The sequence below is a fragment of the Candidatus Hydrothermales bacterium genome (assembly GCA_039630235.1).
Classification (GTDB): domain Bacteria; phylum Hydrothermota; class Hydrothermia; order Hydrothermales; family JAJRUZ01; genus JBCNVI01.
The window spans coordinates 50,708-69,800 of record JBCNVI010000005.1 but is presented as its reverse complement, the minus strand read 5'-3'; the positions used below and the strand labels follow the sequence as shown (position 1 = coordinate 69,800).

At 31.6% G+C, this 19,093-nt stretch carries 16 protein-coding genes and 1 tRNA gene; 9 read left to right on the top strand and 8 right to left on the bottom strand.

What is annotated here, in order from left to right; genetic code table 11:
• The first annotated feature begins 49 nt into the window (after positions 1–49).
• From ABDH49_06005 to ABDH49_05975, 7 genes are read left to right on the top strand one after another with little or no spacing between them, the layout of a single operon-like run.
• Positions 50–229 (top strand): hypothetical protein, encoded by a 180-nt coding sequence (locus ABDH49_06005; GenBank protein MEN3046514.1) that lies wholly within the window; start codon positions 50–52, stop codon positions 227–229.
• Positions 230–244: 15 nt separating this feature from the next.
• Positions 245–508 (top strand): cell division protein ZapA, encoded by a 264-nt coding sequence (locus ABDH49_06000; protein ID MEN3046513.1) that lies wholly within the window; start codon positions 245–247, stop codon positions 506–508.
• Between the two features lie 18 nt (positions 509–526).
• The gene (locus ABDH49_05995; GenBank protein ID MEN3046512.1) at positions 527–1,810 is read left to right on the top strand and encodes a replication-associated recombination protein A; all 1,284 of its coding nucleotides are present in this window, start codon (positions 527–529) and stop codon (positions 1,808–1,810) included.
• An 11-nt stretch (positions 1,811–1,821) separates the two neighbouring features.
• Positions 1,822–3,366: a ribonuclease Y gene (gene rny, locus ABDH49_05990; protein MEN3046511.1), complete on the top strand. Its 1,545-nt coding sequence runs from the start codon at positions 1,822–1,824 to the stop codon at positions 3,364–3,366.
• Complete coding sequence (gene ispG, locus ABDH49_05985) at positions 3,356–4,543, top strand: flavodoxin-dependent (E)-4-hydroxy-3-methylbut-2-enyl-diphosphate synthase (protein MEN3046510.1); 1,188 nt, start codon at positions 3,356–3,358, stop codon at positions 4,541–4,543. Before rny ends, ispG begins: the two co-directional genes overlap by 11 nt.
• 25 nt (positions 4,544–4,568) lie before the next feature.
• A complete protein-coding gene (locus tag ABDH49_05980; protein MEN3046509.1) occupies positions 4,569–7,526 on the top strand; it encodes an amidohydrolase family protein in 2,958 nt (985 codons plus the stop codon).
• Positions 7,523–8,836 (top strand): amidohydrolase family protein, encoded by a 1,314-nt coding sequence (locus ABDH49_05975; protein MEN3046508.1) that lies wholly within the window; start codon positions 7,523–7,525, stop codon positions 8,834–8,836. Before ABDH49_05980 ends, ABDH49_05975 begins: the two co-directional genes overlap by 4 nt.
• 3 nt (positions 8,837–8,839) lie before the next feature.
• On the opposite strand, the gene ABDH49_05970 is transcribed toward ABDH49_05975, so the two are convergent.
• From ABDH49_05970 to ABDH49_05955, 4 genes are read right to left on the bottom strand one after another with little or no spacing between them, the layout of a single operon-like run.
• Positions 8,840–10,192, bottom strand: coding sequence for an MFS transporter (locus ABDH49_05970; protein MEN3046507.1), 1,353 nt, complete (start codon positions 10,190–10,192; stop codon positions 8,840–8,842).
• Between the two features lie 19 nt (positions 10,193–10,211).
• Complete coding sequence (locus tag ABDH49_05965) at positions 10,212–11,009, bottom strand: sulfite exporter TauE/SafE family protein (protein MEN3046506.1); 798 nt, start codon at positions 11,007–11,009, stop codon at positions 10,212–10,214.
• 46 nt (positions 11,010–11,055) lie between these two features.
• Positions 11,056–11,265, bottom strand: coding sequence for a CopG family transcriptional regulator (locus ABDH49_05960; GenBank protein MEN3046505.1), 210 nt, complete (start codon positions 11,263–11,265; stop codon positions 11,056–11,058).
• Positions 11,255–13,990, bottom strand: a complete 2,736-nt coding sequence (locus ABDH49_05955) for a hypothetical protein (protein MEN3046504.1) — start codon at positions 13,988–13,990, stop codon at positions 11,255–11,257. Before ABDH49_05955 ends, ABDH49_05960 begins: the two co-directional genes overlap by 11 nt.
• A 19-nt stretch (positions 13,991–14,009) precedes the next feature.
• Here ABDH49_05955 and ABDH49_05950 point away from each other — a divergent pair, with 19 nt between their 5' ends.
• The gene (locus tag ABDH49_05950) at positions 14,010–14,957 is read left to right on the top strand and encodes a class I SAM-dependent methyltransferase (GenBank protein MEN3046503.1); all 948 of its coding nucleotides are present in this window, start codon (positions 14,010–14,012) and stop codon (positions 14,955–14,957) included.
• Here ABDH49_05950 and ABDH49_05945 read toward each other — a convergent pair.
• The 4 genes from ABDH49_05945 to ABDH49_05930 form a co-directional block, all read right to left on the bottom strand.
• Positions 14,945–15,952, bottom strand: coding sequence for a glycosyltransferase family 4 protein (locus ABDH49_05945; protein ID MEN3046502.1), 1,008 nt, complete (start codon positions 15,950–15,952; stop codon positions 14,945–14,947). The genes ABDH49_05950 and ABDH49_05945 overlap by 13 nt on opposite strands.
• Positions 15,949–16,605, bottom strand: a complete 657-nt coding sequence (locus ABDH49_05940) for an FkbM family methyltransferase (protein MEN3046501.1) — start codon at positions 16,603–16,605, stop codon at positions 15,949–15,951. Before ABDH49_05940 ends, ABDH49_05945 begins: the two co-directional genes overlap by 4 nt.
• Positions 16,606–16,670: 65 nt before the next feature.
• Positions 16,671–16,743 (bottom strand) — tRNA-Gly (locus ABDH49_05935).
• Between the two features lie 50 nt (positions 16,744–16,793).
• Entirely contained in the window at positions 16,794–17,381 is a 588-nt protein-coding gene (locus tag ABDH49_05930; GenBank protein MEN3046500.1) for a methyltransferase domain-containing protein, read from the bottom strand.
• 68 nt (positions 17,382–17,449) lie between these two features.
• On the opposite strand from ABDH49_05930, the gene ABDH49_05925 reads away from it, so the two are divergent.
• Entirely contained in the window at positions 17,450–19,090 is a 1,641-nt protein-coding gene (locus ABDH49_05925) for a hypothetical protein (GenBank protein ID MEN3046499.1), read from the top strand.
• The last annotated feature ends 3 nt before the right edge of the window (positions 19,091–19,093 follow it).

Below are 19,093 nucleotides of genomic sequence, written 5' to 3'. Positions count from 1 at the left end.
TTAAAGGGTTCAATTCCCCTCCTTATAGGATTTCTATGGAGGAGAAAAAATGGATGATACTTTATTTATGCTTGAAAGTAAAATTGAAGAATTACTACTAAAGCTCAGGGAATATAGGGAAAGATGTGATACTCTAGAAAAAGAAAACTCAGAATTGAAGGAGAAGCTAAACGGTGTTATAAGCAAAATAGAGAACTTGGTTAAAAAATTGAATGATGCTGGGGTATAGGGAAAAAAGCAGGGTATGGAGAAAATTAGGGAAGTTGTTATAAGGGGAAAAAGATATGAGGTGGAGACAGATCTAAATGAAGAAGATTTGAATTGTGTGGTTGAAATTGTTAATAATACAATTTTAGAGTGTGAGAGAGAAACATCCTCTCAGGACTTTGAGACTATAAGTATAATGGCTCTTCTTTCTCTTGCTGAAAAGCTTTTTTTTTGTGAAAAAAGACTTTTAATGACGCAGATGAAAATATCAAGTATTTTTAAAAAAATAGAAAACGTATAAAATTGAAGGAGAAAAAGTATGCTTTTTCAAGAGAAAAAAGGGGAAGAGTTATTACCTTTAGCTTTGCGTATTGCTCCGAAAACTTTAGAGGATTTTGTTGGACAAGAGCATATTATTGGAGAGAATGCACCGTTAAGGAAATTAATTGAGAAAGGAAAATTATTCTCCTCTATTTTCTATGGGCCACCTGGAGTTGGTAAAACAAGTCTTGCAAGACTTATAGCTAAATATATAGATTCTCCATTTTACCATTTAAATGCTTCAACTATAGGTGTAAAAGATGTTAGGAAAGCCTTAGAGGAGGCTGAGAGGCTTTTTAAATTAAAGGGGAAAAGAGCTTTACTTTTTATAGACGAAATTCATAGGTTTAATAGGTTACAACAGGAAATACTTTTATCATATATTGAAGAGGGTAAGATAATTTTTATTGGTGCTCTTATACTTAATCCATTTTTTGTATTGGATAAAGCACTCATATCAAGAACATACGTATTTGAATTTAAACCCCTAAAGGAAGAGGACATAGTAAAGATAATTAAAAGAGCTTTAAATGAATATCCTGAAATTAAAATTGATGAAAAATTAATAGTTAAAATTGCAAAATATTCAGAGGGTGATGCAAGAAGATCTATTAACTTATTAGAGATGCTTGTAGAGGCGAAAAATGGTAAAGGTGAAATAACTGATTCTGATCTTGAAAATTTTAAATTATATTTTCGCTATGATAGAAAGCATGATGAACACTACGATTATATTTCAGCCTATATAAAATCAATGAGAGCTCAAGATGCTGATGCTGCTCTATACTATCTTTTCAGAATGCTAGAAGCAGGTGAAGACCCTAGATTCATATTTCGTAGAATGTTAATCTTTGCCTGCGAAGATGTGGGCTTAGCTGATCCACAGGCGATTATTCTCATTAACTCTCTTAAAGATGCCTTTGAAACAGTTGGAATGCCTGAAGGAGAGTTTTTCCTTACCATGGGAACAATATATCTTTCTCTTACGTCAAAATCAAATAGTGTACTTATCTCTATGGGAAACGCAAGAAAGATAGTTAAGGAAGAAAAAATTGCTGAACTTCCCACCTTTTTAAGGGATGCAAGTTACCCCTCTGCTCATTTATTAGGTAGAGGGAAAGGCTATATTTATCCACACGAAAACCCTAACGCAATCTTTCAACAATATATGAAAAATTTCTATCCAATCGTTTTTTTAAAAGGGGTAGGAAAAGAAAAGGAGCTTCTTATAAAATTAGATGAACTGAGAGAAAAAAGATACAAATTTAAAAAAGGAGGATGAATATGAAGAGTATGATATATATACTTCCTTCATTTTTGATAGGTCTTTTTGTCGGTTATTTTATATCAAAAAAAGTTATAGAAACGTTACTTAAAAGAAAAAAAGAAGAGGCAAGATCTATAATAGAAAGAGCAAAAAAAGAGGCTGATGAAATCTTGATTAAGGCAAAAAGTGAAGCAGAAGATATAGCAAAAAGAGAAAGAGATAAAGTAGACGCTCAGTATGCAAAATCAAGAAGAGAACTTGAAAAGTTTAAAAGAGAATTGCAGGAAAAAGAGTACCAAATTGAAAAAAAGGCTGAACTCCTCTTGAGAAAAGAAGAAGAATTGAAGATAAGGGAAAGGGAGATCTCTGAAAAAGAGAAAACACTCAGAGCTAAGACAGAAAGGGTTGAACAGATTCTCTCTGAAGAATTAAAGAAATTGGAGGAAATTTCAGGTATGACTCGTGATGAGGCAAAAAGGGAACTTCTTAAAAAAATCGAAGCTGAGGCGAGACTTGAAAGTGCTCAACTTGTATATAGAATAAAAGAAGAGGCAAAACAAAATGCTCAAAAGGAGGCCTCTAAAATCATCATTACTGCCATGCAAAGAATTGCCTCTCAAGTTTCATCTGAATCATCCGTATATGTAATTCCACTTTCATCCGACGAAATGAAGGGAAGAATTATAGGAAGAGAGGGAAGAAACATAAGAACCTTTGAAACCCTTACAGGCGTAGAGGTTATTGTTGATGATACACCAGGTGCCGTAATTCTATCTTCCTTTGATCCTGAAAGAAGAGAAATTGCAAGGATTTCACTTGAGAGACTAATTGCAGATGGTAGAATTCATCCTGCCAGGATCGAGGAGGTTGTTAAAAGAACACAGGAGGAATTTCATGAATATATAAGAATTATAGGTGAGGAGACAATTCTTGAGCTTGGCTTAAGGGGTATGCACCCAGAGCTTTTAAGGTTCGTTGGTAAGTTAAAATTTAGATCTTCATTCGGACAGAACCTTTTGCTCCATTCAAAAGAAGTAGCTCAACTTGCCGGTATGATTGCCGGTGAACTCGGCTTAGAAGTTGAAATTGCAAAAAGATCTGCCCTTTTACATGATATAGGAAAGGTTGCAGATCCCTCTTACGAAGGCCCTCATGCGCTGATAGGAGCTCAAATAGCAAAAAGGTATGGAGAAAGCGATATAGTAGCTAATGCAATTGCTTCCCATCATGAGGACGTTGAACCAATCTCACCTTACGGACCTATTGTTGCAATAGCTGATGCTATTTCTGGTTCAAGACCAGGAGCAAGAAGAGAGTCTGTAGAGGCCTATATAAAAAGAGTTGAGAAACTTGAAGAAATAGCCTCAGCTTTTGAGGGAGTAGAAAAGGCCTATGCCTTGCAGGCTGGGAGAGAATTAAGAATCATTGTTCAGTCTGATAAAGTTTCAGATGCTGAAGCTTATGAGCTTTCAAAAATTGTTGCAAAAAGAATTGAAGAAGAGGTTAAGTTTCCTGGGCAAATTAAAGTTACTGTAATAAGAGAAGTTAGAGCTATAAGTTATGCAAGGTAATTTTAACAGAAAACGTAAATCAATTGAAGTTAAAATCGGAAACGTTTTTATAGGCGGGGGGAGAGTGCCCGTTATTCAATCCATGACAGATACAAGGACTTCTGACATTGAAAGTACTGTGAATCAACTTATAGAACTTGCTCAAAGTGGAAGTGAGATGATCAGGATCACAGTAAATGATGAAAGTGCTGCTGCATCAGTACCAGAAATAATAAAAATATTTAGAGACAAGGGCTTTCAAAATCCTATTATTGGTGATTTTCACTTTAATGGCCATATTCTTTTAAGAAAATATAAAAAAACTGCTGAATTGCTAGATAAATACCGTATAAATCCGGGCACAACACTGAAGGAGGAAAACTTTAAGGAAATGATAAAAATAGCAATAGATTACGATAAACCTGTTAGAATAGGTGTAAATTGGGGATCAATTGATAGGTCCCTTTTGACAAAAAATATGGAAATTAACTCAAAAAGAAAGAGCCCCTACGATTTTAAAAAAGTACTACTTGATACAGCCGTTGAATCTACTATTATTTCTGCTAATAAAGCATTGGAACTCGGACTTAAAGAAAATAAAATTGTTTTATCTTGTAAGGTATCAGAAGTAAATGAACTTATTTACGTTTATAAAGAACTTGCAAAAAAAGTAAAGTTTGCCTTGCACCTTGGTTTAACCGAAGCTGGCAGCAGCCTAAAAGGTATTGTGGCATCTTCAATTGGAATCGGTGCTCTACTTTTACAGGGAATCGGGGACACTATAAGAGTATCTTTAACCCCATCTGTAGGAGAAAAAAGAACAAAAGAAGTTGAAGTAGCAAAAGAAATATTGCAATCTTTAGGTCTTAGAGTTTTTAAAGCTGAGGTAAGTTCCTGTCCAGGTTGTGGAAGAACAAAATCTTACCTTTTTAGGGAAATTGCTCAAAATATTGCCTCTTATTTAGAGGAAAGGTCTCTTACGGATGAAAGGTTTAAAAATTTAAAAGTAGCTGTTATGGGATGTGTTGTAAATGGGCCTGGAGAATCAAGATTTGCTGATATAGGGCTCTCACTACCTGGAATTGGTGAAAAAAAGGCAGCAATTTACGTTAAGGGTAATTTTAAAAAAATAGTGGATATCGAAAGAGCAGAGGAAGAGCTTATAAGTGAGATTGAAGAGTACGTGAGAAAAATTTAAAACACTATATAAAAGGAGAATTAAGATGATAAAAAGTGTCCTTATTTTGCTTTTAACTCAAATTGGCCCAACTTTCGGTTTAAGAGAGAATCCTCCAAGAGTTTATGCTCTTATTAACGCAAAAATATTTGTTAATTCAGATTTTGTTATTGAAAATGGTAAGGTGGTCATAAGAGATGGTATTATTGAGGATGTTGGAAAAGATATAAAAATTCCCAATGATGCACAAATAATTGATTTAAAGGGCAAGTGGATTTATCCAGGTTTTATTGAGCCTTACTTTGTATATAAAAAAGAGACAAGGGATAAAGGTACACAAGCTGTTTCTTATCATCCTGGATCGTCAAAAGATGAGAAAATAGAAGCAGGAACCTACTATTGGAATAAAAATGTGAATCCCCATTTAGATATGGCAGATTTTTATTCGCCAGATGAGAAATTAATTAAAAGCTACATTTCAAATGGTTTTACTCTGATTCTCCTTGTACCTGAAAAGGGAATTTTTAAGGGCAAAAGCGCTCTTTTTTCTCTTTTAAACGAAAAACCTAGCCTAACCCTTTTAAAAAAGAATATTTTTGAACATATAAGTTTTGATGATAAAGTCTCCTCAGAAGATTATCCTACCTCTCTAATGGGAGTAATTGCTCTGATAAGACAAGTTCTCTACGATGTAAAATGGCATAAAGAGATCTGGAGTTATTATCAAAAAAATAAAAGAGTCAAAAAGCCTGAATTTGTAGAAAATCTCAAAGATTTAGAGGATCTACTTGATAGAAAAATAAAGGTTATATTTGAAACAACTGATGATCTTTTTCTCTATAGATCTAAAAGTATAGCAGATGAGTTTAATCTTGATTTTACAGTTTTAGGTTCAGGATACGAGTATAGACAAATTGAACTTCTAAAATCTTTTAAAAATCCCATAATATTGCCTTTAAAGTTTGTAGAAGACCTAAGATTTGAGACACCAGAAGAAGCCATAAATGTTCCTCTAAGTAAACTTTTACACTATAAGTATAGTTATTACAATCCCTTTTTACTCTATGAAAATAAAATTGATTTTGCCTTTACTACTTATGGATTAGAGAGCGCGTCCAAGTTTATGGAGAATTTAAGATATATAGTAGCACGGGGCTTTCCAGAGAATTATGCTTTAAAGGCACTTACAGAAATGCCCGCTAAACTTATGGGAGTCTTTGATAAGGTTGGATCAATAGAAAAGGGAAAACTCGCTCACCTTTTTGTTTCTGACGGAAATATTTTTAAAAAAGGTAAAATTTATGAGGTGTTTATTGATGGTAAAAGGATTGTTTTAAAAAGAGAGTATCCTGACTTAGAGGGAAAATGGGAATTTTCAGCGAATGTTGAAGGTAAAGAGATTAAGGGGATTTTTGAATTAAAGGGTAAAGATGAAAGATACACAGGCGCATTACTTATTAACGATAAAAAAATAAATATTGATAAGATAAAGCTTTATTTAAACCATGTGACTTTTGTCTTTCATGGTAAAGAATTGGGTTATGAAGGCTTTTTGAATTTAACTGGTGAAGTTAAGGATCGCAGTATAACTGGACATGGTACCTTACCAAACGGTCAAAGTTTTGTCTATTCTCTAAGTTTAAAAGAAGAAGATTTCAAGGAAGAAAAAAAGGATGAATATGTGGAAAGATTTAAAATTGAACCTTTACCTTTTTTCCCGCCTTCAGCATTTGGTTATCCTGAGTTACCTAAGATGCATAACTATATCTTAGTGAAAGGAGGAGTACTGTGGACTGCAAGTGAAAGGGGAATCCTTCATGATCATGATATCTTAATAGAAAGGGGTTTAATTAAAAAAATTGCGAAAGAAATAAAGCCACCGCCTGGTGCTTTAATCATAGATGCAAGAGGTAAACACATAACACCAGGAATTATTGATCCCCACACTCATATTGCTGTTACTGGAGATGTAAATGAAACAGGAGACGTAATAAGTTCTGAGGTAAGAGTTAGTGATGTTTTAGATCCATACGATATTAACATATATAGGCTCTTATCAGGTGGAGTCACAACAGTAGCTACTTTACATGGATCTGCAAATCCTATTGGAGGACAGTGTGCAGTAATTAAATTAAAATGGGGCGTTAAAAACCCTTACGATCTTTTGTATAAAAAAGCAAAACCAATTTTAAAATTTGCCTTAGGTGAAAATCCTAAACACCCTGGTTTCGGAGAGAAAGGAAGATATCCTAAAACAAGAATGGGTGTAAGAGAGATTATAAGAGATAATTTTCTTGCTGCAATTGATTATGAGAAAAAACTAAAAATCTCTAAAGAACCTATAAGGAAAGATCTTGAAAAGGAGGCTATACTTGAAGTTATTAAAAATGAGAGATTTGCTTGGGTTCATGCTTATAGACAAGATGAAATTTTAATGTTTATAGATCTTTGTAAGGAGTTTAATATTAAAAATGTATGTTTTCAGCACACCCTTGAGGGTTATAAGATAGCAGAAAAGATTAAGGAGGCTGATTTTAAGGTTACAACCTTTTCTGATTGGTGGGCTTATAAGTTTGAGGTATACGATGCGATACCTTACGGGGCCTATTTGATGACTAAAGTGGGTGTTCTTACTTCGTTGCACTCAGATTTTCCAGAAGTTGCAAGAAGGTTAAATACTGAGGCAGCAAAAATAATAAAATATGGCGGACTTTCCCCTGAAGAAGCTATAAAACTTATAACAATTAATCCAGCTAAGCAGCTGGGTATAGATAAATACGTTGGTTCACTTGAAGAAGATAAAGAAGCAGACTTTGTGATATGGGATGGAGACCCCCTTTCACCCCTTAGTAAAGTTCTTGAAGTTTATATTGAGGGAAGAAAATTTTTTGATAGAGATTTAGATCTTAAACTTAGGGAAAGAGATGATAGTTTAAAGCTTGAACTTGTAAATCAATACTTAAATAAAAAACTTAAAACAAAGCCAAAAGGAGATTACAAATGAAAAAGTTTTATATTAGTGCTTTAGTTTTTTTAACTTTATATGCAAATTTGCAGATACCATCTGAGGAGCAAAGGGGGTATCTTGCCCTTGTTAATGGTGTAATTCACACGATAAAAAATGGTGATATACTTGATGGTTCTATTTTGGTTAAAGATGGAAAAATAATTGAAGTAGGTAAAGATATAAAGATTCCTGAGAATGTCTCTGTTATAGATTTAAAGGGAAAGCATGTATATCCTGGTTTTATTGATGCCAACTCAATATTAGGGCTCATAGAAATTTCATCTGTTGAGGCAACTCTTGACTATGCTGAAGTTGGAGATTTTAACCCAAACGCAAAGGCCTTAGTAGCTATTAACCCTGACAGTGAACTTATTCCTGTTACAAGATCAAATGGAATTCTAATTGCTAATGTAGTCCCACAGGGAGGCCTTATTACAGGAACTTCTTCCGTTATTATGCTTGATGGATGGAGTGTAGAAGATATGGTTTTAAAGTATAACTCCGGAATTTACCTTAAGTGGCCCTCAAAGAGAGAGTTTACTCAGAGGTTCTACTTGAGAGTTAAATCTGAGGAAGAACTTGAAAAAGAATATGAAAGTAATTTGAAAAAAATAAGAGAATTCCTTGAAGATTCCTATGGGTATTTAAAACTTAAAAATTCGAATAAATTATATGAAAGTGATGAGAAATTTGAGTCAATGATTCCACTTTTAAAAGGCGAAGTGCCCTTATTTGTTTATGCTGATGAATACTTTCAGATCAGAGATGTTTTGGATTTTTTCACAAAATTCCCGGAAATAAAGGTTGTAATTGTGGGAGGCTATGATGCCTGGAGATTTTCTGAGGAGCTTAAAAGGAGAAATATTCCTGTGGTAATAACAGGTATCCATATAAATCCGTTTAGAGAGGATGAGGGTTACGATGAACCGTACCTTTTGCCTTATAGGCTCTATAAAAGTGGAGTTAAGTTTTGTATAGCTAACTCATCAAGTCCCTATGCGGCTCCAAATGCCAGGAATCTTCTCTACAAAGTAGCTACTGCCTGTGCCTTTGGTTTACCTATTGAGGAAGGTATTAAATCTATAACGCTTTATGCTGCTGAAATTCTCGGTATATCCGATAGGGTAGGTTCAATAGAAAAAGGAAAGGATGCTACACTAGTTGTTACAGATGGAAATCCCCTTGATATAAGAACAAATGTCCACTACGCCTTTATTCAGGGGAAAAAGATTGATCTTGAAAACAAACAAACTCTACTTTTTAAAAAATATTTGAAAAAGTACAAAAGTAAAGGGTTACTGGATTAAAAGTTATTTTCTTTTTAAAGAAACGAAAATACCTAAAAGAGAAAGAACCGAAAATAATAAAAGAGATGTTTTAGTTCCTTTTAAAAGTAAGTTTAAATTAGTGTTGTTTATATTTTTCCCCTCTAAAAAATAGCTAAGAATAAGAGTTACTATTGCTACGCTAAAGAGGTGTCCTAAAACTCTCATTGTTGCGACCATAGAGGCAGATACCCCGTAAAATCTTTTGTCAACTGAACTCATCACACATTTAATATTTGGGGGAGCAAATGTGCCTATACCTAAACCCATAAGAATAAGGTTAAGTAAGATAAACACAGTTTCTGTTGAGTTCTCAAGTGATGTAAAAAGTGATAAGGATATAAAAGTGATAAACATGCCGAAAGAAGCAACAAAACCAGGACTAATCTTATCTGATATTCTTCCGGCAAGGGGAGAAATTAGTGCCATAACAATTGGTTGAGATAAAAGGATTATTCCTGTTTCTCTTGGATTTATACCTTTTATGTATTGGAGATAAAGACTTAAAAGTAAACTCACTCCGGATGTAGAAGCATAGTTTATAAACGTCGCAAGATTTGAAAATAAAAAAGTAGGATTTTTTTTAAATAAGTTGATTTCAAGTAATGGTGAACTTCTTTTTGCTTCAAAATTTATAAAAAAAATTAAAATAAGGACTCCAGCTAGAAAGTATAGGAGTCCATGGCTCTGATTGATTACAGTGAATCCATACACAAGGGTTGCTAGTGAAAGGCCGTATATTAAAAAACTAAGAAAATCAAATTTTTCGTTTCTAATAGTCTCAAATTCTTTCTTTAAAGAGAATAAAAGAAACAGGACTGATATTAATGAAAAAATTGAATTAAAAACAAAGAGACTTCTCCATCCAAATTCTTTTGTTAATATTCCGCCAAGTAAAGGACCTAAAGAAAGTCCAGTATATATAGAGGCAGAGTTTATACCAAATGCTTTACCCCTTTCAGAAGGAGGAAATATTTCTGTTAAAATTGAAAGACCCATACCGAAAACCATAGCTGAACCGATTCCTTGAATCAATCTAAAAAATATGATTAAAAAAGGTATAGAGGAGATAGAAATTAAAAAAGAAGATAGTGAATGAGTTAAAAGTCCTAATAAAAAGATTCTTCTTTTTCCGTAAATATCACCTATTTTACCAAAGGGCAAAAGAAATATGGAAAGTGAGAGAAGATGAGATGTAGCTATCCATGATAAAGTTTTTGCCGATAAATTTAAATTTTTACCCATATCAGGTAAAAGGACATTTATGCTTGAGTTCATAAAGGGTGTCATAAAAGAAGCAAAAAAAGCAATCACAAGTATTGAAATTTTGTTCTTCATTAAGAAATTATAAAAAAATTTAAAAGAGTTTAAAAATGTTTGATAACCCAAGAATAACTATAATTAAACCTGTTGCAAGTTTTAGTTCCTTTTCAGGTGCCTTTTTCACAAATAAAGCTGAGAAGGGAACAGATAAAAGGCTACCAATAAGTAAAGGAATTATTAGTTTAAAATTTATATTTTTGCCCATTATGGTATAAATGGAAAAAGATACAAGGGATATAAAACCTTCTGCAAAAGAAGTGGTTCCTATTGAACTTTTTACGTTTCGGCCAGAAATAATTTGACCTCCAGTAACAAGAGGACCATAACCACCTGCTGATATCCCTTTATTAAAGCCACTTAAAAGAGAAATGAAAATGAAGGTTTTCCAATTGAAAGTTATATTTCTGTTTAAGTTAATAATAATGTATACTCCTATTGCTGTCACCATTATTGCAATATAAAGAGTTACAATTTCTTTAGGTAAATTAATAGAAATTGAAGAAGAAATTATAGCCCCTATAACACCAAATATGGTAAGAAAATAGCTTACTTTAGCATCTTCTGACTTTGGAATATAACCCAGTCCAGAAAGCCTCTTTAAAACAGCTTCATCTTTCCTAAAATCAAATTTTACATTACCAAATATATGATGAAATAAACCTGCTAAGATTCCTGTCACAAACTCAGAGAAAAGAATACAGGGAACAATAACCTTAGGTGAAAAACCAAGTAAAATTAAAAAAGGCGTTAAGGATGTCCCGTATCCCATACCTATTGCACTGTCAATAAATTCAAAAAAGAAAGAACTTAAAATTAAAATTAATACATTCATACTCTAATTATACTCCAATTGTAGCCTAACTGTCAATATGAAATTTTTATAAATATCCCAATTTTTTGAGTTTTTCCTTTATTTTGTTAATTTCATCTTTAGAGAAATCTTCTCGGTATTCCTCTTTTGCGGAGGCCAAGTCTCTTAAAATATAAACAATAAATTCGTTAACACTTGAAAATCCTGTTCCTTCAATTATTTTTTTTAGTTTGTTGTATAAGGGTCTTGGAATTTTTATTGTTACCTTATCTTTCATCTATTAACAAATTTTTTTCTATTAAAAAAATCTTTTTCTTTAAAATTTCCTTATTGTTCCTTTCTATACTTAAAAAGTATTGTCCTGGAGTGAAATTAAAACTTAGTTTATTCAGTCCGCTTTTATAATTCTTTTCTAAAACCTTTCTTCCTCCTAAATCATAAAGCTTTAACTTAAAGTCATAGCGTGAGATGATGACCAAGTTGTTACCAATCGCACTGAAAACAAAATTAGGTTCTTTAAGAGATTCATTGAGTTTTTGATATCTTTCTAAAATTGATTTTCCTGTTATTCTGTTTTTATTTCTATCTACAAAAAAGAGTGTATCAGGTGTGATCGTATCTCCCTCTGAAACTGTTGGGTTTCCTCCAGATGTTGAAAATTGGATTAAGAAAATTGTGTCATTTAAGAGTTCACTTCTTAAGATTTCACCATTTCCACTTAACCAAGAGTGATTAAAGGATAATTTGAAAACTGAATTAATGTTGGAGCTGTTAACATCTCCCAAAAGATAAATAGGTTCTGTAAACCTAATCAAAGTGTGGTCAAAATTAGAATTTGGATTAGTAGAGTATGGTATAAAGTCATAAAAAATTGAAGAATAAATTTTAGGTCTTTGTTTATCTAAAGAACCTTCAGTTTTTATCTTCTGTGGCATTATTCTGTTCCCTGCAAGATCTTCAATTTTATTTCTATTTGAAACTGAGATAGAGTCATCTTTCAAAATAGGCTCTCTGCCTTCACCTGAGAATAAAACTACAAAAACTTCTTGAGATTTCCAAGTTGTTTCTAAACTGTAACCCTCACCTAGCCAAGATCTATTCTTTAAAGGAAACCAAAAATCAAGGGATTCAGGTGGAATATAAGGTGTGTTTGTTTTCTCCGAAAAAATCATTATTACACTGTCCCCATTTTCAACACCGTCACTATGAAAGGTTCCATCCGAGAGTAAGACTTTTTTTAGCTTAGGTGGAACAAAGTCGTCATAGGAGCCATTAATCACCGCGAAAGAAAGCCTTTTATTGCCCCACTCATCACTTATAAATCTCTTTAAAATTTTTATGGTATCACCATTTTGCGGTGGTGCAAGAGAATTATATATAAAAACTTCTAAAGTATCAGAACTTTTCCATCTTATTGAATCGCTCCCAACTAGTGTTTTTCCGCCAGAAATATAAAACAATGTATCAATTCCAGATAGGCTAATACGGGGTGTATTAGTTTCTTCACTGAAAACTATTACGAGTCTATCGTCAAAATCAACCCCATCTTGTGAAAAGTTTCCATCACTTATATAAGAGCTTAGTATGTAGGGGCCTGTAGTATCAAGATCATAGACAAAGTAAATCTTATCAACAATTGGTGTCTTATTATTTTCTGTTTTATACATCTTTATTCTGTACTGAAAATAAATAAATTTAGGATTAAGGTGTGTAATTGTATCGCCACTTTGAAGATAAGGAATGTGATCCCACGGGCTTGCCGACTTAAGTGAATCTAGAGTATCCCCTCTTATTTGTATTTTCACGTAATTTATATTCTCACCCTCTATGTATATTCTTTTAAACAATGTTTTACCCTCTTTTTTGTCGCGAGAAATAAAGATTGAAGATTCTATAACTCCTGAGTCAGAGTAAAAGGATTTGAAAATTTTTGCAGGATTAGTTGTTCCGATGAGAAGTTCATAATCAGATGTTTGAAGTATTGTAAAAGCTTTTGGAACAGAACCTAAAACTTCAAATTTTTTACCATCATGGCTCCTATAAATCTTATTAATGGTTGCTGCATAAAGATTTTTATCTACACCAAGAGTTAAACCTTTAAAACTAGCAGAATTATCAATATATATAGTTGTATCAATAGTTTTTGTTCTTACGTTAAAAAGTCTAATTAAGCTACTTTCAGCCTTACTGATAGGTATATAAACATAATCTGGATTTGGTCTATAGGTGATTTCACCAGCTTCAAAGGATTTCCAAGTAGGATAATAATTATACCAACTTCCTTCAGGAGGATTGTAATCTGAATAATATATATTTCTGAGTCCACTCAGGAAAAATATACCAACAAGGAGTGTATCTTGAATAGAATTGTCAGGTGCAAGAACAATTTTTTCAGCTGCTAAGCCAGGGGAGATTTGAAAGGTTGAAAAGGTAGAAAAAAGGTCATTTGATTTTATTAATTGATAGGTCCCTTTTGAGAAGGCAGTTATGTAAGTAGGTGGAAAGTTGTCGATAAAACCATAAATGTTTTGAACACCACCAATCTGTAAGGGAGGCCATAACCAACTGTTTTGATTTCTATCAAACTTGTAGATAAATCCAACCTCAGCCCAGTATTTTTTTCCGCAGACAATAAAAAAATTACCCTTTTTTAATATATCATGGACAGATTCAACTAGAAAGTATTGAGGATAGGGAAAATCTGGAAAACTCTGAAGATTTACAAGGTCAAGGCTAAAAAAGATCTTCGCTGTAGGATAAGACTTTAAAAAATAGTAAACGTTATCAATTTCTTTTATTTTTGTAACTCTTGAGAGGGAAGAGGTGTCTAATTGAAAAATTTGAAGAAAACCTTTATAGCTGAGAGATAAACTGCCGCGGGGCTTATACGGATCTAAGTTTTCTATATTTAAGTATTTAGTTGTATCATAAAAGTAGAACTGATTAGCTCCCCCCTCCCAGCTGCTCTGCGCCCATATGTAATAGGTTATAATTATTTTCAAAATCATCATAAAATTATAAATGAGAAATAATACTTTTGTCATGCAAATAAAATGTCCAGTGTGTTTTTCTCAAAATTCGGCCCTTTTTATTAAAATTAAGTTTTTTACCGTTAAATCTTTATTCTATATTTATAAGTGCAAAGATTGCTCACTTCTTTTTAATTTTCCAACATACAGCAATAGGGATTTAAAAAGACTATACGGTAAAAGCTATTACTTTTTTTTAAGAGATGAAATTTCTGAATTAAAAAGAGTCTCTCTTCAATATAAAAGAGTTTTTTCAAATCTCGAGTTATCCCCTAATTCAAAAATTATTGAAATAGGTTCGGGTAGAGGTTATCTTCTATATATTCTTAAACAAATGGGTTATTCTGCTAAGGGAGTGGAAATATCGAAAGAGGCTTGTCTTTATGCCCAAAGAAAATTTAATGTTGAGGTTTTCAATGGAACTCTTGAAGAATATGCAAAACTAACTGATGAAAGGTACGATCTTATCCTTTTAATTGATTTAATTGAGCATATTAAGGATCCCCACTCCTTTATGAATTCTTTGTCTCTTATATCTAAAAAAGGCACTAAATTAGTAATAGATACCCCTAACTCTGAATCACGCGATATAGAGATTTATAAAGAAAAATTTATAGGTTTTAATCCTTATCATATAAGACTTTACAGTTTAAATTCTCTTACTCATCTTCTTAGAGCTTATAATTTTTCTATCCTTAATTATTTTTATTACGGTTCAGGAAGAATAGATATTTTTAAGGAGAGATTTAGAAATCTTTTATATCTCTTTAAAGTCAACACACTCTTTGACAAGTTTAAAATATTACTGAGGGGGGCTTTTAAAAATAGAGAAGAATTGATAAAAGAGATTCTGTTTGAGATAAAAAATTATGATAAAAAAAGCCTCTTAGAAAATTTAAAGGGAGATGCGAATATATTAATTTACGCTTATAAAGAATAAAACGACAAAAGTTTGTTTATATAATTTTCAAAATTGAACTTTTCAATAACCACTTTTCTTGCCCTTTTTCCCATTTCTAATCTTAAATCTTTATTTTTAATAAGAATTTCAATTTTATTTTTCAAATCTAGTAGATTTTTATTTTTAACTAAAAAACCTGATATTCCATCTTCTATTATTTCGGGGATTGCTCTTTCGCTAAAAGCAACACATGCTAGTTCTGAGCTCATTGCCTCAATTAAAGAAAAACCGAGTGCCTCACCATGAGAAGGAAAAACGTAAATGTCTGAGGCGAAAAGAAGAGGCCTTATATCCTCACTAAACTTAAGAAAAAAAACATTTTCTCCTGCGATTTTTTTTAAATCATTGAAATATTTTTTATCCTCAGCGTGACCTTGAAAAAAAAGCTTTATATTATCAAACTTTTTAGATAATTCGTTGAAAACTATCAATAATTCTCTTTGTCCCTTTTTTTCCTCTATTCTTGAAGTATTTGATATTACTATATCTTCTTCTTTTATTTTAAACTTGTTTCTAAATTGCTTTCTCAAATTCTTGTCTTTCTTAAAAAATTCTGTATCTATTCCTGGATAAATCAAAATTACTTTGTCTTCATTTACAGGTAAATTTTCACATAGTTCCCTTTTAACTGCCTCTGAAATTGCAAAAATCTTATCAATCTTACTATATAAAATTTTGTGGTATAAATCTTTTTTTGAAACAGAGAGTCCCATCATGTTTGTATGAAAAAATTTTTTTGCTTTCAATAAAAGAGAGTATACAAGATCTGAAGATTTGAAAAAATGAACTATGTCCCAACTTTTAAAAAGTGTTTCTCTTAATTTTAAAACTTTTAAATTTGTGAAAAGACTTGATGATTTAGGGAAAAAAAGATGGACATCGATATTTTTTTCTTTCAGTTTTTGCGCAGTTTTAAGAAAGTAAATCTCAAGTCCGCCCCTTGACTTCGATTTTAGAAAATAAAGAACCCTCATTTGAATAAGAAAATATCTTCTTTGATTTTTTTTACATTATAACCTATATTAGAAAGAAAAAGAATAGTATCTTTCTTTAAATCTTCACTGTGAAAACTTATTAAAATTTTTGGCTTTTTAAGGTTTAAAATTTTTATTGCTCCCTTTAATACCTCGAGTTCCGCGCCCTCAACATCTATTTTCATCAAATCTGGAAAGTATAAATTTTTCATCAGGCAAAGATAGTCAATAGTGAAAGCACAAACTTTTAAGATTCCGTTATCTTTAATTTTGCCCTCTGTTCTGTCATCTTTAATGTCAAAATTAAACTCTCTGTTTTCAGAATAAATTGCTATATTTAAGATTTTAACGTTTTTAATTCTGTTTAATTTTAAATTTTCTTTTAAAAAGTAAAAGTTAGTTGGTTCAGGTTCAAAGGAGTATACAAGTTTTGCAAATTTAGAAAATAAAATGGTGTAGTAACCTACGTGAGCACCTATGTCGTAGTATATTTTGTTAGGTTTTAATTCTTTTATTATTTTCTTAATGATTTCTTTTTCGTAAATTCCAAGCCATTGGGAAATAAGACCTGAACCATAAATAATTTTTGAATTCTTTATTGGTCCTGATAGAATTCTTACTTTAGTTTTTGGTGGAATTAATTTAAATGGCACTCTTATAAGCTGGCCAAGCTTTGTTCTATGGTGAAAAAAAATTTTAGATATAAAAATTGTTTAAAAGCGGGTGACGGGACTCGAACCCGCGACATCCAGCTTGGGAAGCTGGAGCTCTACCACCTGAGCTACACCCGCCTTTTTAAAATTATAGATTATTATAAATTAAGTTTATAAAAAAATCAAACTTACTTTTTCGCCCTTACGTATATATTAAATCCCAATTCAAAGTAGCCTGCTTCAATGTTTTTTCTTTCAAAACCTGCCCTTACAAGAAGTTCTATTAACTCTTTTTTTTTAAATAGTTTTTTATGTTCTAATATCTCCTCATGGCTTACAATTCTTAATTTCGCCATAGCTTTAAGTAAAAAGTCAGAAAAATAATTTGGTGTTGTTAAAATCAAAAATCCTCCCTTTTTTAATATTCTTTTTATTTCTTTAAAAATTTTTAAAATCTTTGCTCTTTCTATGTGTTCAAAAACTGCCAAGGAGGTAACAACATCAAAGGTTTCATCCTTAAATGGAAGATAATTAATTTTCTCGATGTTTATATTTATAATCTTTATTCCCTCAACATTTTCTATCTTTATTTTATCAACACCTACTTTTGTTTTAAATTTAGTTTTAGTTAAAAAATAGGGAAAAAGTCCACAACCAATATCAAGTATAGTCCCTTTTCTTTTATCATCCGGTATTAAAGAGTCAGCCTTTTTTGATCTTAAAATTGCAAGAAAGTTATCTAAGAAAGATTCACCCCTTGTAAATTTTTTCTTCATTTTAAATCTTTAATTATAAGTCAGTAAAACTAATTTGAAAAAAAGTCAGATTTGTATTATTATAAAAGTTGAGACACATTAATTTAGCTATGTGGTTTTTAAGAATCTTTCTTTTAATTTTAAGTATTTTTTTAATTATTACATCCCTTAGTATAACTTTTTTAAATCTAAAACCCTCAGGATTTGAACCAGTTCAGCCACTTCTTTTTATTTCAGGAATAATGCTTATAATTTTAAATTATTTAATCTCCCTTTTTTTAATAAAAGAAATAAAAAAACTATACGCCCTTTCATTAATATTTTCAATTTTTTCTCTTCTTGTAGGTTACTGGTATATTACTGCAGAAGAAAGATTTAATCCAGCTCTGTATGGCTTTTTCCATAAATTATGGGTAGTTTTAGCTACTTTAATAATTTTCTCTATTTTCTGTCTTTTCCTTTTCTTTACCCTTTTTTCCCTCAGATTAATATTAAAAAATAGACTCTATACAAAGTCCTTCTTGTTTTTACACTTATATACAATTTTACTTATCTTTTTTTCTGGATTAATACTTGAGTTTTTAGGTTCCTTTTATGTTCCACCTTGGCCTTACTATAAACTAAGGCCAATCATAGTTACAAAAGAGTGGGCTCAAAGAATAGGAGGAAATTTTAACTCCTTTGGTCTAAGAGATAAGGAAAGAGAGATTTTAAAACCCCCTGGAAAAAAAAGAATCATTTTTTTAGGAGATTCATTTCTAGAGGGTATCTTTTGTAAAAATACTCTTTCAGGATATTGTGAAGAATCTCTACTAAATCGAGGTATTGATTTTATTGAATGTATAAATTTGGGTGTTAGTAACACTGATATTAGACATTACTTTTATAGGTTAAAAGAGATAGGACTTAAAATGTCTCCTGATGCAGTCTTTTTATTTTTTGCTTCTCAGAATGATTTTGTTAAAGTAGGTTACGGTAATAAACCTATTCCGCTTATAGCTGAACATCCATTGCCTTCAGCACTTGGAAAGTTAATGCCGCGTTTTACTTGGCTAGTTATAAACAGAACTCAATTCCCCATTTTTATTTCAAAAGCAAAAAGAGTAAAAGATGAATTTGAGTATTTAAAAAGTATTGCAGGATTACCCTATGAAGATGGTATAAAGTTACTTTCAGAGTATATGAGTAAACACTATCTTCCAAGTATTTCTCCGGAAAAAATAGAGAAAATTTTACGTAAAGGGGGAAAAAGGATGTGGGATGAGCTAAATGAAAAAAAGGAGGATCAGGAGTACTTAAGCGGAAAGTGGGTTGAAAGCTTGATAAAATATGCCTTAAAGAAAGAAAAGAAAGATAAAACTGATACGAAAGTTGATATTAAAATGTTAGAAGCAACAGCAAGTTGGATTTTAAAAATGGATGAGGAGTTAAAGAAAAAAAATATAGTTCTATATGTTTTTTTAATTCCCTTTGCTATAGATGTGGATCCTTCTTATAGGGAATATTTTAAGGCATTTATAACTGAAGAAGATTTTAAACCTCAGAGAATTTTAAGAGAGAGACTTTTTGATTTACTTAAAAATAAGGGGATAAACGTGATAGACTTAAAAGAGATCTTAGATGGTAAGGAAAGATCTTATAGAAAATGGGATAGTCACTTTACAGAAAAGGGGCATAAACTTGTAACAGCAAAAGTATTGGAAATTATAGATTCTCTTTTTTTAAAATAAGCA